This window comes from Neisseria animalis (assembly GCF_900636515.1).
Classification (GTDB): Bacteria; Pseudomonadota; Gammaproteobacteria; order Burkholderiales; family Neisseriaceae; genus Neisseria; species Neisseria animalis.
Genome location: NZ_LR134287.1, coordinates 1,351,331 through 1,364,719, shown reverse-complemented (window position 1 = coordinate 1,364,719; position 13,389 = coordinate 1,351,331). Strand labels below are relative to the sequence as shown.

General features: G+C 50.3%; 15 protein-coding genes, 1 tRNA gene and 1 pseudogene. 9 read left to right on the top strand and 8 right to left on the bottom strand.

Going from position 1 to position 13,389, the window contains the following annotated elements; translation table 11 throughout:
• The first annotated feature begins 71 nt into the window (after positions 1–71).
• Positions 72–671, top strand: a complete 600-nt coding sequence (locus tag EL111_RS06415) for a Rossmann-fold NAD(P)-binding domain-containing protein (protein WP_197717747.1) — start codon at positions 72–74, stop codon at positions 669–671.
• 101 nt (positions 672–772) lie between these two features.
• Here EL111_RS06415 and EL111_RS06410 read toward each other — a convergent pair whose 3' ends face one another.
• Positions 773–1,966, bottom strand: a complete 1,194-nt coding sequence (locus EL111_RS06410; protein WP_123795378.1) for an amino acid aminotransferase — start codon at positions 1,964–1,966, stop codon at positions 773–775.
• A 251-nt stretch (positions 1,967–2,217) separates the two neighbouring features.
• Here EL111_RS06410 and EL111_RS06405 point away from each other — a divergent pair, with 251 nt between their 5' ends.
• Positions 2,218–2,436, top strand: a complete 219-nt coding sequence (locus EL111_RS06405) for an HP1242/YdcH family protein (RefSeq protein ID WP_123795377.1) — start codon at positions 2,218–2,220, stop codon at positions 2,434–2,436.
• Positions 2,437–2,627: 191 nt separating this feature from the next.
• Positions 2,628–3,623: a signal peptidase I gene (gene lepB / locus EL111_RS06400; protein WP_123795376.1), complete on the top strand. Its 996-nt coding sequence runs from the start codon at positions 2,628–2,630 to the stop codon at positions 3,621–3,623.
• 70 nt (positions 3,624–3,693) lie between these two features.
• Here lepB and EL111_RS10725 read toward each other — a convergent pair.
• Positions 3,694–3,840: pseudogene (locus tag EL111_RS10725) on the bottom strand (cytochrome c); the annotation flags it as partial.
• Between the two features lie 85 nt (positions 3,841–3,925).
• Complete coding sequence (locus EL111_RS06390; protein ID WP_123795375.1) at positions 3,926–4,378, bottom strand: c-type cytochrome; 453 nt, start codon at positions 4,376–4,378, stop codon at positions 3,926–3,928.
• A gap of 85 nt (positions 4,379–4,463) precedes the next feature.
• Here EL111_RS06390 and EL111_RS06385 point away from each other — a divergent pair, with 85 nt between their 5' ends.
• Positions 4,464–5,294, top strand: coding sequence for an SDR family oxidoreductase (locus tag EL111_RS06385; protein ID WP_123795374.1), 831 nt, complete (start codon positions 4,464–4,466; stop codon positions 5,292–5,294).
• A 185-nt stretch (positions 5,295–5,479) separates the two neighbouring features.
• Here EL111_RS06385 and EL111_RS06380 read toward each other — a convergent pair whose 3' ends face one another.
• From EL111_RS06380 to dsbD, 3 genes are all read right to left on the bottom strand, one after another.
• The gene (locus EL111_RS06380) at positions 5,480–5,788 is read right to left on the bottom strand and encodes a DUF2288 domain-containing protein (RefSeq protein WP_123795373.1); all 309 of its coding nucleotides are present in this window, start codon (positions 5,786–5,788) and stop codon (positions 5,480–5,482) included.
• Between the two features lie 20 nt (positions 5,789–5,808).
• Positions 5,809–6,261, bottom strand: coding sequence for a dUTP diphosphatase (dut, locus tag EL111_RS06375; protein WP_123795372.1), 453 nt, complete (start codon positions 6,259–6,261; stop codon positions 5,809–5,811).
• Positions 6,262–6,376: 115 nt separating this feature from the next.
• On the bottom strand, positions 6,377–8,194 hold the full coding sequence (gene dsbD, locus EL111_RS06370; protein ID WP_123795371.1) for a protein-disulfide reductase DsbD: 1,818 nt from the start codon (positions 8,192–8,194) through the stop codon (positions 6,377–6,379).
• 295 nt (positions 8,195–8,489) lie between these two features.
• Between dsbD and EL111_RS06365 the strand changes: the two genes are divergently transcribed.
• Positions 8,490–8,858 (top strand): MmcQ/YjbR family DNA-binding protein, encoded by a 369-nt coding sequence (locus tag EL111_RS06365; protein ID WP_123795370.1) that lies wholly within the window; start codon positions 8,490–8,492, stop codon positions 8,856–8,858.
• On the opposite strand, the gene EL111_RS06360 is transcribed toward EL111_RS06365, so the two are convergent.
• The gene (locus tag EL111_RS06360; protein WP_123795369.1) at positions 8,855–9,319 is read right to left on the bottom strand and encodes an Lrp/AsnC ligand binding domain-containing protein; all 465 of its coding nucleotides are present in this window, start codon (positions 9,317–9,319) and stop codon (positions 8,855–8,857) included. The genes EL111_RS06365 and EL111_RS06360 overlap by 4 nt on opposite strands.
• A 135-nt stretch (positions 9,320–9,454) precedes the next feature.
• On the opposite strand from EL111_RS06360, the gene EL111_RS06355 reads away from it, so the two are divergent.
• On the top strand, positions 9,455–10,708 hold the full coding sequence (locus EL111_RS06355; protein ID WP_123795368.1) for a D-amino acid dehydrogenase: 1,254 nt from the start codon (positions 9,455–9,457) through the stop codon (positions 10,706–10,708).
• Between the two features lie 298 nt (positions 10,709–11,006).
• On the opposite strand, the gene EL111_RS06350 is transcribed toward EL111_RS06355, so the two are convergent.
• Positions 11,007–11,082 (bottom strand) — tRNA-Glu (locus EL111_RS06350).
• 135 nt (positions 11,083–11,217) lie between these two features.
• On the opposite strand from EL111_RS06350, the gene EL111_RS06345 reads away from it, so the two are divergent.
• From EL111_RS06345 to dcd, 3 genes are read left to right on the top strand one after another with little or no spacing between them, the layout of a single operon-like run.
• Entirely contained in the window at positions 11,218–12,117 is a 900-nt protein-coding gene (locus tag EL111_RS06345) for a recombination-associated protein RdgC (RefSeq protein WP_123795367.1), read from the top strand.
• A gap of 47 nt (positions 12,118–12,164) precedes the next feature.
• Positions 12,165–12,584, top strand: a complete 420-nt coding sequence (locus EL111_RS06340; protein ID WP_123795366.1) for a hypothetical protein — start codon at positions 12,165–12,167, stop codon at positions 12,582–12,584.
• A 54-nt stretch (positions 12,585–12,638) separates the two neighbouring features.
• Complete coding sequence (dcd, locus tag EL111_RS06335; RefSeq protein WP_123795365.1) at positions 12,639–13,205, top strand: dCTP deaminase; 567 nt, start codon at positions 12,639–12,641, stop codon at positions 13,203–13,205.
• Positions 13,206–13,389: the final 184 nt, after the last annotated feature.

Genomic DNA, 13,389 nt, shown 5'->3' with positions numbered 1-13,389 from the left:
TAATCGGAGCAACCGGCGCGACGGGGCGCGATGTGCTGGCACGCTTGCTGGCGGATCCGGATTAGACGCAGGTGGATATTTTTGTCCGCCGTGAAGCGGGCATCACCCATGAAAAGCTGCGCGTGAATATAGTGGATTTTGAAGATGAAAAAAACTATACGCACCTTGTGTACGGCGACGTATTGTTTTCCTGCTTGGGTACGACCTTGAAAACGGCCGGCAGCAAAGAAGCGCAATGGCAGGTAGATTATGAAGGGCAGCTGGCCTTTGCCCAAGCCGCCAAGAGCAACGGCGTGAACACATTGGTTTTGGTGTCTGCAGGTTATGCATCGCCGGGGGCGAAAACCTTTTACTTCCGCATGAAAGGGCAGCTTGAAGAAGCAGTTGGCGCATTGGCATTTGAAAATCTGCTGATTCTGCGCCCGCCTTTGCTGCTGCGGCAGGGAAGTGACCGTATGGGCGAAGTGTGGGCAGCCAAAATTCTGAATGCGCTTAATGCCGTAGGTTTGTTGAAATCCATGCGGCCGATGCCCACCGGCTTTCTGGCCGGGGTTATGGTGCGCGCAGCCAAAAGCGTCAAAGGAGCGGCAATATGGGAAGCGGCCGGGATTTGGCAAAAACAGTGCCGGACAACCACCATTTCTTATTATGAACAGAGGGAAAACAGATGATTTTACAGACGGCCTGAATTTGATTGCTAAAGATAGGTGTTGCCAGTATAAAAAGGCCGTCTGCAAATATTTGCAGACGGCCTTTTATCTTTCGTATCGGTTTACAGCACTTTTACGATGCTTTCGCACAAATAGTCGATGTTGTCGGCGGTAATGCCTGCAACGTTGATGCGGCCGGAGCGTACGGCGTAGATGGCAAATTCGTTTTTCAGGCGGTCGACTTGTTCGGGGGTTAGGCCGCTAAAGGAGAACATGCCGTTTTGTTCGATGATAAAGTCGAAGTTTTGTGTTGCGCCTTTTTCTTTCAGTAATGCAACCAAGCGGTGGCGCATGGTTTGGATGCGCTCGCGCATTTCGTCCAACTCGGCAATCCATTGTGCTTTCAGGGCTTCGTCTTTCAATACCAGTGCGATGGTTGCAGCGCCGTGGCTGGCGGGGTTGGAGTACAGTGTGCGGATAATGCCTTTTACTTGGCTGTGGGCGCGTTCGGCGGTTTCGGCATTGTCGGCCACCAGTGTGAATGCGCCGACGCGTTCGTTGTACATGCCGAAGTTTTTGGAGTAAGAGCTGGCAATCAGCAGTTCGCGGTTGTATTTCAGGAAGGTGCGAAGGCCGATTGCGTCTTCTTCCAAACCTTTGGCAAAACCTTGGTAGGCGAAGTCAAACAGTGGCAGCCAGCCTTTTTCTGCGGACATTTTTGCCAAGGTTTCCCATTGTTCGGGAGTGGGGTCGATGCCGGTGGGGTTGTGGCAGCAGCCGTGCAACAATACGACATCGCCTTTTTGTGCTTGTGCCAAGTCTTCAATCATGCCGCTCCAGTCGAGGCCGTGATTGCCGGCATTGTAGTAGCGGTAGGGTTTGTCAGTAAGGCCGACTGCTTTGCAAATTGCGTTGTGGTTCGGCCAAGTGGGGTTGGAAATCCAAACGGTTTGGGCGCCTGCTTGGCGTTTGGCAAATTCTAAGGCGATACGCAATGCGCCGGTACCGCCGAGGCTTTGTGCGGTTTTGGCGCGCTTGCTGGTAATGATTTCGTGGTTTGCGCCGAAGAGCAGGATTTGCGTTTGGGCATTGTATTCGGCTACGCCGTCGATGGTGAGGTAGTTTTTGGTGGTTTCGCTTTCCAGCAGGCGTTTTTCTGCTTCTTTTACGGCTTTGACGATGGGGGTTGCGCCGGAGGCGTCTTTGTATACGCCGATACCGAGGTTGACTTTTTCGGTGCGTGTTTCGGCTTTAAATGCTTCTCCCAAGCCTAAAATCGGGTCGGCTGGGGCGGCTTCGATACGGTCGAAAAACATGATTTCTCCAAACGGGAATAATGACAGGGGACGGCTTGATTTTACGCTGATTTATGTTGTCTGAACATATTTGCAGACGGCTTTTCTGATGTGGCGCAACAAGATTGTATGCAAATTGGCGGTCTTCATGAAAAAGAGAGGATTTGCTGCGGAAAAGACTGGATAAAAATACCGCCTTTGCTATAATGGAAATGAAAAATGAATTTCCGTTTCCCCTAACGTTTTATATTAACCCAAGAGAGGAAGTTACTATGTTTCCGGAATATCGCGATTTGATTTCAAAATTAAAACAAGAAGACACTCACTTTGCCCGTTTGTTTGACGAGCACAATGAGTTGGACGATAAAATTACCGGTTTGACCAATAATCCCGTAACCAGTGGTTTGGAAGAAATCGAAGAGCTGAAAAAAGCGAAACTGCTGTTGAAAGACAAATTGTACGAAATCCTGCAAAAAGCCGAAGGCAAATAAGCAGCTTTGGAAAAGCCGTCTGAACATTTTCAGACGGCTTTTTGATGATGAATCCGGATAGGCAGGCAAGCCGTTTGAACGGGCGGAAACCTTTGCGGTATGGTGCTTTAAACGGTAAAATAGAAAACATTTTAACTTTTACGACACGGTAAGCCGTGTTGCTGTTTTGTTTCACAGGAGTTGTCGGATTTATGGGCAGTAATTGGGTTCTGGCCGCCGTAGCCGCATTTGTTGCGGGTTTGGTATTGTATTTTAAAAGCGATAAAGAGCGTCAGGAGAATGGCGAGTGGAGCAATGCGCTGCAATGGGGCTATCTGCTGATGATGGTCGGCATATTCGGCGTATTGTCGTTTTTCATGAGTTTTACTGCCGTTTTGCTGATATTCGTACTGTTTACCGGCGTGGTTTGGCTGGTACACAAAAAACGTTTGAAAGCAGATGCGAAACATCTGGATAAAGGTCATTTTACCGACTACATGAGCGGTTTTTTCCCGATTATTCTGGTGGTGTTCGTGTTGCGGACGTTTATTGCCGAGCCGTTTCAAATTCCGTCCAGCTCCATGCGCCCGGGCTTGGTGGTCGGCGATTTTATTTTGGTGAACAAGTTTTCCTACGGTATCCGTACGCCGATCGTCAATAATGTATTGATTCCTACCGGTTCGGTAGAGCGCGGCGATGTGGTGGTATTCAATTATCCCGAACAGCCGTCTGTAAACTATATCAAACGTGCCATCGGCTTGCCGGGCGATGTGATCGAATATAAAGACAAGGTGTTGAGCATCAACGGAAAACCTTTGGACGATATGCCGAACGGTACATACAGCTATTCGGAATATATTCCGCAAATCGGGCAAACGGTTGAAATCCAAGCCGAGCAGTTTGAAGAAAATATCGGCTCGCATCAATTTAATGTTTTAAAAGTACCCGGATATTCCAGTTATGAGCCGGCACAGTTGGCCGAGTTTTCCCGTCAGCCGTTTGCCGGAAACTGTGAGTATGCTGCGGACGGTTCTGCTTTCCGCTGCACCGTGCCGGAAGGACATTACTTTATGATGGGCGATAACCGCGACAACAGCTCGGATTCCCGCTATTGGGGTTTTGTCAGCGATAAGCTCATTGTCGGCAAAGCATTTTTCATTTGGATGAACTTCAACGATTTCGGCCGTATCGGTACTATGATCCGCTAAATGTTCAGTTCATCAAAAAGCCGTCTGCAAAAACATTAAATTTGCAGACGGCTTTTCTGTATATTTTGCCTCACTTCTGCATGCGGCAGGCATCGTGGCAGGACTTGCAGCTTGCGCCCACTTCGCCGTATGCGGCTTTGATGTCTTCCAAAACACCGCTTTGGGCGGTGGTATTCGGTTTTTCAACGGCGGCATGGCATTTTTCTTCTTCCGATTTGGGTTGCCGGCAGTTTCTGAAAAGCCAATCAAAAGACCGTCTGCAAAAACATTAAATTTGCAGACGGCTTTTCTATGTATTTTGCTTACTTCGGCATGCGGTAGGCATCGTGGCAGGACTTGCAGCTTGCGCCCACTTCGCCGTATGCGGCTTTGATGTCTTCCAAAACACCGCTTTGGGCGGCGGTATTCAGTTTTTCAACGGCAGCATGGAATTTTTCTTCTTCTGCTTTGAATTTGTCGGCATTTTCCCAAATGGCAGGCAGCGCATCGCCGTTGCCTTGCGGGTCGGATTCAAAGAAATTGAAAGGTTTTTTGCTGGCTTCGGCAAACTTGGCGGCTGCCTGCTTGAATTTTTCTACCTCATAAGCCTCTTCGCCTTTAACCATTTTACCCATGGTGGTAAATTCGGGCATCATGGATTTGAAGGCGGCAGTACGGTCTTCGGAAATCGGGCCTTTGGGTTGTGCGGGAGAGCCGCCGCAGGCCGCAAGCAGTAAAGCGGCGGCGGCAGAAAGAGTAAAGGTTTTGATGTTCATGGTGGTGTATCCCTTATCGTGATAATATTGTTTTAGAATATACATCTTACCCGAAAACAGGTGAAAACAAAAGAAAGGAAGCAAGATGGCGATTTTGATTACCGGAGCATCGGCCGGTTTTGGCGAGGCGATGAGCCGTGCGTTTGTGGCTGCCGGTTACACCGTTGTCGGTGCGGCACGCCGTGCGGACAAGCTCAAGGCGTTGGCTGCCGAATTGGGCGACGGTTTTTTCCCGCTGGAAATGGACATGAGCCGTACCGAATCCATTCATGATGCGCTGCACAATCTGCCCGAACATCTTCGGGAAATCGATTGCCTCATCAACAATGCCGGTTTGGCACTGGGTTTGGACAGTGCGGACAGCGCCGAATTTGCCGATTGGGAAACCATGATTCAAACCAATATCATCGGCCTGACTTTCCTGACCCGGCAAATTCTGCCGCAAATGGTGGCGCGCAAAGCGGGATATATCATCAATATCGGATCGATTGCCGGTACTTATCCGTATCCGGGTGGCAATGTGTACGGCGCAACCAAAGCCTATGTCCGCCAATTCAGTTTGAATCTGCGCGCCGACCTTGCGGGAACCAATGTCCGCGTTTCCAATATCGAGCCGGGTTTGTGCGGCGGTACGGAGTTTTCCAATGTGCGCTTTAAAGGAGACGATGAGCGCGCGGCGAAACTCTATGAAAACGTGCAGTTTATCCGTCCTGAAGATATTGCCGAGACCGCGTTGTGGCTGTATCAACGTCCGGCGCATATGAATGTGAACAGCATTGAAATCATGCCGGTGGCGCAGAGCTTCGGCGCATTGCCGGTGGTCCGTGATGCCGTGCCTCCCGTTGCTGCGGGTGAGCAGAACTTTGAAAAACAGAGTACATCGCTGTTTGCCAAGATTAAATCTTGGTTTAAATAAACCGTTTGGATACGGAAAAGGCCGTCTGCAAAATACTGCTTTCTCAAGCGGGCATTTTGCAGACGGCCTTTGGTTGGCTTAAGGCTTTCAAACGGGTGTATCAGAAGGGTGAATCAGCCGCATAACGGGGCGTTACGCTCTGTTTCCGAACCGCGTAAGTTGTCGCTGCCGCACTCAACGGGTAATCAGCCTGTCTGACGGTTTCCGACAGGCTGCACCAGCACCCACGGAGCCACGACGACTGCCCACATTTCACAGTCTTCGGCTAAAAACTGCCTTGCCTGTTCTTCATTGACGACACCGAATTTGCCTTGCTCCATAAGCGGTTTTAAAACAGCGGTATTGTCCGCTGCCATTTGTCGGGCGATGTCTACCAAATCCAAATCGGGGGCAACATAAACTGCCGCGCCGCGTGCGAAATGCGGTTGCAGCTCGCGCCAACTGATTTTGGCGGTTTCGGTGTTGAGTTTTTCATGCAGTAAAGGTTCTGACATGGTTTGCTCCTGTTTGCCCCTTATGCTTTGCCCGTACTGCCGAAGCCGCCTTCGCCACGTTCGGTTGCCGTAAATTCATCAACGACTTTGAACGAGGCTTGTACCACGGGTACGATAACCATTTGGGCAATCCGCTCCATCGGTTCGATGGTGAATGCTTCTTTGCTTCTGTTCCACACAGAAACTTTCAGTTCGCCCTGATAATCGGAATCGATGAGGCCGACCAAATTGCCTAAGACGATGCCGTGTTTGTGCCCCAAGCCGGAGCGCGGCAGCAGGACGGCGGCATAATCAGGATTGCCCAAATAAACCGCCAAGCCGGTCGGAACAAGATAAGTATCGCCCGGTTGCAGGGTAACGGCTTCCTCCAGACAGGCGCGCAGATCCAAGCCTGCCGAGCCGGCCGTAGCATAGGCGGGTAAGTGTTCCGCCATTTTGGAATTGAGGACTTTCAATGCGACTTCGGTTTGCATGGTGTGTACTTTCAAGAAATTTGCAGACGGCATTATAACAAAAAGGGAGTGCCTGTAATGGCCTCCCTTTGATATTGTGCCTGTAACGGCCTCCCTTTGATATTGTGCGTGTACGTCAGCGTTCGTTTTGGCGGTACCACTCGATAAACGCATCAGGTTTGACAAAACCCAGCAATGCTTCGCTGCGGCTGCCGTCTGCACGGACAACAAACACTCCGGGCGGGCCGAATAAACCGTATTCGCGCAACAATGCCTGATGTTCGGGCGTATTGGCCGTTACATCGATTTGGAAAAAGCGGCTCATATCAATGGCTTCGTGTACTTGCGGCTGATTGAGCGTATAGGCGGCCATCTCTTTGCAGGAAACACACCAATCGGCATAAAAGTCCAGCAAAACGGGTTGGCCGGGATTGCTTTGCAGGGCTTCGTTCATGGCGGCTTTCAGCGCGGCAACATCGGTAAACACTTTGCCGTGATCGGTATGCTCACCGGCTTCTTGGGGCGGAATCAGCGTCAGGAAGTGGTGCAGGGCGGTGGTTTGGCGGTTGGCACTTTGCCAGCCGAACCACGCGCCGCCAATCAAGAGCAGAAAGCCCAGCAGCATGGCAAAACTTTTCAGACGGCCTTGTTGTTTGCCCGCGCTGACCAGCAACCACACGGCAGGAACAATCAGCAGCAGGGTATAAAGCGCGACAACAAGGAAATACGGCAGATACGGCGTGGCAAGGTAAACGGCTACCGCCAGCAGGATAAAGCCGAACGCTGATTTAATGCCGTTCATCCAAGTACCTGCACGCGGCATGATGTGTCCGCCGAAGGTGCCGATGGCAATCAGCGGAACCCCCGTACCCAATGCCAGTACATACAACGCCAAGCCGCCCAATACCGCATCGCCGGTTTGGCCGATATAGCCCAAAGCAAAAGCCAGCGGCGGCGCAACGCAGGGGCCGACAATCAATGCCGAAAGCATACCCATCACGAATACGGAAGCGATTTTGCCGCCGCTCAATTTACTGCTTTGGTTTTGGAAGTAAGACTGTACGGCATTCGGAAGCTGGATATTGAACATACCGAACATCGACAAAGCGAGCACCACCATCAGTGCGGCAGCCGCCAATACCACCCAAGGCTGCTGCAGCCATACGGTAAGCAGCGCACCGGTAAGTCCGGCAAATACCCCGACCAGCGTGTAGGTCAGCGCCAAGCCCTGTACATAGAACATCGACAGCGCAAACGCACGGCCTTTGCCGGCATTTTTATCGCCTACCACGATACTGGAGACAATAGGCAGCAGCGGATACATACAGGCGGTAAAGCTCAAACCCAAGCCTGCGAGAAAAAACGCCAACAAATTGGCGTTCAGGGTATCCCAAGAGAGCTTGAAGCGGCTGCTGTCGCTGCTGCTGCTTTTAGCAGGATTGGCAGAAGCAGGGCCGTCTGTATTTCCGGTGGGGCGGATAAAACGGTCTTTCGCAGCGGCAGGGGCTGCCGTTTGCGGCTCGTATAAACCGTTGCCGTTGATTTCAAACTCGGTACTTTCAGGAGGATAACACACGCCGACATCCGCGCAACCTTGGTAATTCAGCAGCAGCCTGTATTGCCCGGGGGCGGTTTGCCGATAGGGAAAGTTGGCTTGAGCGGCATGATAGTACACCGTTTGCCGGCCGAAAAATTCGTCTTCTTTTTCTTCACCGGGGCTGTATTGCGGCGCGCCCAACAGATTTTGCGGTTCGGTATCGGCAGTCAGTTTCGGCTGGTAGAGATAATAGCCGTCTGCAATTTTGAATTGGACATTGACACCTTGATCGGTAACATTGATTTGCGGAACAAACGCCTGCTCGGGGGGCAGCAGCTTGGAGGCATCTACTTGGGACGCCCATGCAGTATTGCCCAACGCCAGCAGCATGGCGAAGAAATACAGGATTTTTTTCATAACATTCTTTCTGAAGCGGAAAGATTGGGCGGGATAAAGCAGCCGCGCAACATGAAAACCGGTGGCGGCTAATCCGACTAATCCAAAAGTAGTATAACTTGAGGTAGGCGCATTATAAGCATAAACCGCCACAGGGTAAACCTTACGGCGGAAAGAGGGAAGCAATACGGTGCAATATGCAGACGGCCTTTATCCGCCAACAGGTGTACAATAGGGCGGCTGCTGTCGAAAAAGTCGTCTGTAAAACAGGCTTGGACGGTTTGGCCGTGTTGAAATTGTGTTTGGACGCAAATCCATGAACAGAGAAGAATTTATCCGCCATGTTGCGGAACATTACGCCGTTGAACCTGATTATCCGTGGGCAAAATATCCCGAGTATGCGGTCTTCCGCCACAGGGGCAGCCGGAAGTGGTTTGCAGTGCTGATGAATGTGCCGTCTGCATATTTGGGCTTGGCGGAGAGCAGTGGAAAATTGGATATTGTTAATGTAAAAGTACGGCCCGATTTGGTCGGGTCGCTCCGAACAATGAAAGGCATACTGCCTGCCTACCATATGAACAAAGAACATTGGCTAAGCATGGTTTTGTCGGAAGTCGGCGAGCAAGTATTGTTACCGTTGCTTGACGACAGCTTTATGCTGACTGGAACACCTTCCCGCCGTTAAGCCAAATCCAGCATCACTTCTTCTTTTACTTCCTCCATCACCACATAACTGCGGCTTTCGGCGGCGGCAGGCAGGTGCAGCAGGATATTGCCCAGCATATCGCGGTAGGCCGACATATTCGGCAGACGTACTTTAATCAGATAATCATATTCGCCGGAAACCAGATGGCATTCCAGAATCTGCGGGATACGCATGACTTCGCGGCGGAAGTCTTCAAAAATATTACCCGATTTGGAGCGTAATTTAATCTCGACAAATACCAGCAGGCTCTGGCCTAAAACATGAGGGTTCAGGCGGGCATGATAGCCGCAGATAAAATTATCCCGTTCCAAACGGCGCACACGCTCAGTAACGGGAGTAGTGGACAAGCCCACTTTTTCCGCCAGCTCTGTCATGGGGATGCGGGCGTTCTGCTGCAGGATTTTCAGGATTTTCAAATCAGTTTTATCGAGTTCTTTCATAGTGAAAACCGATATTTTTATGGATAGAATCAGAATAATAATATAAAAAAAGCAAAAAATAAATTGAAAGTCCCTGTAGGAATTGCTTTACACTTACCAAATCTACTTTAATCAGAAAAACAGCCGGAGAAGAAAATGAAAACAGTGGTTTTGGGCGCAGGCATTGCCGGTATCAGCACCGCTTGGTACTTGCTGCAGCAAGGGCATGAAGTTACCGTTATCGACCGTGCCGAGGCGGCGGCGATGGAAACCAGTTTTGCCAATGCAGGGCAGTTGTCTTACGGCTATACCACACCTTGGGCTGCTCCGGGCATTCCTGCCAAAGCCGCCAAATGGCTGTTCCGCCAACATTCTCCGCTGATTTTGAAAGCAGACGGCAGCCTGTTCCAACTGCAATGGCTGATGCAGATGCTGCAAAACTGCACCACCGAACGCTACCAAACCAATAAAGAGCGGATGGTACGCATTTCGGAATACAGCCGCGAGATGTTCCGCCGTTTTGAAGCGGAAACCGGCATGGATTTTGAAGGGCGGAAAAAAGGCACGTTGCAAATTTTCCGCAGCACGAAAGAAGTCGAAGCAGCGGAAAAAGATATTGAAGTATTGGCGGAATACGGCGTACCGTACCAGCGTTTGAAGCCTGAAGAATGCTTGCAGCATGAGCCTGCCTTGCACCATGCGCTTGGTAAAATTGCCGGAGCACTGCATTTGCCCAACGATGCAACGGGCGACTGCCATCTGTTTGCCAGCCGTTTGAAAAATCTGTGTGAAGCAAAAGGAGCGGTATTCAAATTCGGACACGCTGTCGAACGTTTTGAACACAACGGTAAGCAAATCCAAGCCGTTTATGCGGGAGGAGAGCGTTTCGAGGCCGAACGGTTCGTATGCGCTTTGGGCAGCTTCAGCCGCACGGTTTTGGCCGATTTGGGCTTGAAACTGCCGATTTATCCGGTAAAAGGTTATTCCTTGACACTGCCGGTTACAGACGGCAACGAAGCGCCCGTATCAACCATTTTAGATGAAACCTATAAAGTAGCGATTACCCGCTTTGATAAGCGCATCCGTGTCGGCGGTATGGCGGAACTGTCGGGTTACGGTTTGAGCCTGCCGCCGGAACGCCGCGAAACGCTGGCTTTGGTGGTAAACGATTTATATCCGAAAGGCGGTGATTTGGAAAAAGCCGAGTTTTGGACAGGCTTGCGGCCGATGACGCCGGACAGTACGCCCATTATCGGCGCGGCCGGATTTAATAACCTCTTTCTCAATACCGGACACGGTACGCTTGGCTGGACGATGTCGCTCGGCTCGGCAAAAATTACCGCTGATTTGGTGTGCGGCATCACGCCGGAAGTGCGTAGCGACGATTTGGCTTTATCCCGTTATGCGTAAGCAACCGGCGAGAGCAGGCAGGTATTGAGATGCCGAAATAAGCAAAACATATCAAAAGGCCGTCTGCAAATCCTCATTTTGCAGACGGCCTTTTGCTGAACGGAAAACGCGATGGTTTGATTGTTGCGCGAAATACCGCAGAGGAAATATAGTCATTTAAAATAAGAATGATACAGCGTTGCTTTGCCTTGCCGTACTATGTGTACTGTCTGCGGCTTCGCTGCCTTGTCTCATTCTTATTTTATTCGACTATACCATACAATGCAAAAACTCCGCAAAATGCGGAGTTTTTAAAATCTGGCACGCCCACGGGGATTCGAACCCCGGTTGCCGCCGTGAAAGGGCAGTGTCCTAGGCCTCTAGACGATGGGCGCGTAACCGAAAGACGAACTATACTGATATACGGCGGAGCTGTCAATGGGAAGATGCATTTTTTCAGACGGCCTTGCCGTATAAATTCGCACGGGTATGCTGTATAATGGGACGGTTTTAGAGAAAGGAAAGCCTTCATGTGGTTCAAGCAAGTCAGTTTCTATCCCTTGAATAAAGACAAGCTGCCTGATTTGGAAAAGTTGGCGGATAAGCTGGCTGAGGCGGAGTTTGCTCATTGTCAGGGCTTGGATTGGTTCAGCGAGGGCTTTTTTGCGCCGGTTTCTTTTTCTCCCGAGCTGGTGTTTCCTGCCGATTATACTTGGCGGGTAGCTTTGAAAAAAGAAGAAAAAGTCCTGCCGGCAGGCGTTATCCGCGATATTTTAGACGAGCGGGTATTGCGTATTCAAGACGAAGAAGGGCGCAATGTCGGCCGTAAAGAAAAGCAGGAGCTGAAAGAGCAGATTACAGACGACCTGCTGCCGCGAGCGTTTACCCGCAGCGGTCGGACTCAGGCGGTGTTTGATACACGCCACGGTTATCTGCTGGTAAACAATGCTTCTGCAGCCAAAGCGGAAAATATGCTGACTAAATTGCGCGAAGCATTGGGCGGTTTGGAAGCGCGCCTGCCCAATACCAAGCAATCGCCGTCGTCGCTGATGACTTCATGGTTGCTTGAAGGGCGTTGCGAGGGCGGTTTTGAGTTGGACAGCGATTGCGAGCTCAAAGGCGTGGGCGATGTCGTGCCGGTGGTGAAGGTGTCGAAACAGGACTTGACCGCCGATGAGGTGGTGCAACATGTGAAAAACGGTAAGGTTGTTACCCAGCTTGGTTTGGTGTGGCGCGAGCAATTGGCTTTTGTGCTGACCCAGGATTTCACGCTCAAGCGGATTCAGTATTTGGACGTGTTGCAGGAAGAGGCGGAAAGCAACGGCGATGATGCCGCCGGTTTGATGTTTGCCTCTCAAATTCTGATGACTGAAGCCATTTCCACTATGCTGGAAGAGCTGGTAGGTTATTTGGGCGGTTGGCAAGACTGATGTTTGTCATGCGGATGATAGGCCGTCTGCAAAATAGGGAAGACAATATGTTGAAATATATCGCATTATTAGGTTTGGGCTTGGGTCTTTCAGTACCGGTAGCTGCGGCGGTCATCAATGATTACCAAGGGCAGGGCTGCCGCTACGAAGGTGCAGTAAAAGACAGCAAACCGGAAGGTAAGGGCGTTTGGTCTTGCCAAGACGGACGCAGTTACAGCGGGCAGTTCAAGCAGGGCAGATTTCACGGTAAAGGCATTTACAGTGTCCGTGTTACCAAACCGGTTTTTTTGGATTCGTTTAATGTCAACAGCACCAAACTGCGGGGCATGGATTTGGAAGGTACTTTCCGCAACGGCAGTGCAGACGGCCGCTTTAAGGTCTTGCAAAACGGAACAGTATTGTTTTTGATGACCTTCGATAAGGGCATGATGCAGGCGGTGGATTTGCCGAAAGCCGTTAAAAAATAATATTCAGACGGCATTTGGCCGTCCGAATCATCAGAAATTCAAGGAAGTTTTACTATGAGTATCAAATCTGACAAATGGATACGCCGAATGAGTGAAGAGTTCGGTATGATTGAGCCGTTTGAACCGAATCAGATTAAAGAGGTAAACGGGCAGCGCATCATTTCCTACGGTACGTCCAGCTATGGCTATGACATCCGTTGCGCCAATGAGTTTAAAATCTTTACCAATATCAACAGCACCATTGTTGATCCGAAAAATTTCGACCCGAAAAATTTTGTAACGGTAGAGGACGACTGCTGCATTATCCCGCCCAATTCGTTTGCGCTGGCGCGTACGGTTGAGTATTTCCGTATTCCGCGTAATGTCTTGACGGTGTGTTTGGGGAAATCAACCTATGCCCGCTGCGGTATTATTGTCAACGTAACGCCGTTTGAGCCGGAATGGGAAGGCTATGTTACGCTGGAGTTTTCCAATACCACGCCGCTGCCGGCCAAAATCTATGCCGGAGAAGGTGTGGCGCAGGTGTTGTTTTTTGAAAGCGATGAAATCTGCGAAACATCGTATAAAGACCGGAACGGTAAATACATGGGGCAAACCGGTGTAACGCTGCCGAAAACCTGATGATTGAAACCCCTGATTTGATGATATAGTCGAATAAAATGAGAATGAGACAAGGCAGCGAAGCCGCAGACAGTACAGATAGTACGACAAGGCAAAGCAACGCAGTATCATTCTTATTTTAAAAGACTATAAAAGCCGTCTGCAAAATGATTTGCTCATTTTGCAGACGGCTTTTTCAGTATCA

Excerpts from the sequence above, each read along its gene's own strand:
- EL111_RS06410 (WP_123795378.1), bottom strand. The coding sequence starts at position 1,966 with ATGTTTTTCGACCGTATCGAAGCCGCCCCAGCCGACCCGATTTTAGGC.
- EL111_RS06405 (WP_123795377.1), top strand. The coding sequence starts at position 2,218 with ATGTTTCCGGAATATCGCGATTTGATTTCAAAATTAAAACAAGAAGAC.
- lepB (WP_123795376.1), top strand. The coding sequence starts at position 2,628 with ATGGGCAGTAATTGGGTTCTGGCCGCCGTAGCCGCATTTGTTGCGGGT.
- EL111_RS06390 (WP_123795375.1), bottom strand. The coding sequence starts at position 4,378 with ATGAACATCAAAACCTTTACTCTTTCTGCCGCCGCCGCTTTACTGCTT.
- EL111_RS06385 (WP_123795374.1), top strand. The coding sequence starts at position 4,464 with ATGGCGATTTTGATTACCGGAGCATCGGCCGGTTTTGGCGAGGCGATG.
- EL111_RS06380 (WP_123795373.1), bottom strand. The coding sequence starts at position 5,788 with ATGTCAGAACCTTTACTGCATGAAAAACTCAACACCGAAACCGCCAAA.
- dut (WP_123795372.1), bottom strand. The coding sequence starts at position 6,261 with ATGCAAACCGAAGTCGCATTGAAAGTCCTCAATTCCAAAATGGCGGAA.
- dsbD (WP_123795371.1), bottom strand. The coding sequence starts at position 8,194 with ATGAAAAAAATCCTGTATTTCTTCGCCATGCTGCTGGCGTTGGGCAAT.
- EL111_RS06365 (WP_123795370.1), top strand. The coding sequence starts at position 8,490 with ATGAACAGAGAAGAATTTATCCGCCATGTTGCGGAACATTACGCCGTT.
- EL111_RS06360 (WP_123795369.1), bottom strand. The coding sequence starts at position 9,319 with ATGAAAGAACTCGATAAAACTGATTTGAAAATCCTGAAAATCCTGCAG.
- EL111_RS06355 (WP_123795368.1), top strand. The coding sequence starts at position 9,455 with ATGAAAACAGTGGTTTTGGGCGCAGGCATTGCCGGTATCAGCACCGCT.
- EL111_RS06345 (WP_123795367.1), top strand. The coding sequence starts at position 11,218 with ATGTGGTTCAAGCAAGTCAGTTTCTATCCCTTGAATAAAGACAAGCTG.
- EL111_RS06340 (WP_123795366.1), top strand. The coding sequence starts at position 12,165 with ATGTTGAAATATATCGCATTATTAGGTTTGGGCTTGGGTCTTTCAGTA.
- dcd (WP_123795365.1), top strand. The coding sequence starts at position 12,639 with ATGAGTATCAAATCTGACAAATGGATACGCCGAATGAGTGAAGAGTTC.